The organism is Streptomyces diastatochromogenes, assembly GCF_002242805.1.
GTDB lineage: Bacteria > Actinomycetota > Actinomycetes > Streptomycetales > Streptomycetaceae > Streptomyces > Streptomyces diastatochromogenes.
Map to the genome: position 1 here is coordinate 1 of NZ_MCGQ01000096.1, position 308 is coordinate 308.

Annotated in this window: 1 protein-coding gene; it reads left to right on the forward strand. The window is 67.5% G+C overall.

All coding sequences use genetic code 11. The features are described 5' to 3' along the window. Positions 1–308, forward strand: a 308-nt coding sequence (locus BEK98_RS45860) for a PAS domain S-box protein (RefSeq protein ID WP_244202289.1), incomplete at both ends; no start/stop codon positions are given.

Consider the following 308-nt stretch of genomic DNA (forward strand, 5'->3'; position numbering starts at 1 on the left):
GGCATCATCAGGCTCGTCAACGCCCAGACCGAAGCCCTCTTCGGCTACGGACGCGAAGAACTCCTCGGCCACCCCGTCGAACTCCTCGTCCCCGGCCGCTTCCGCACCCACCACACCCAACACCGCAACGGCTACGCCCACAACCAGCAAGTACGACCCATGGGCGCCGGCCTCGACCTCTACGGCCTCCGCAAGGACGGCACCGAATTCCCCGTCGAGATCAGCCTCAGCCCCCTCGAAACCGCCGACGGACTCCTCGTCTCCGCCGCCGTACGCGACGTCAGCGAACGCAAAGCCGCCGAAGAGCG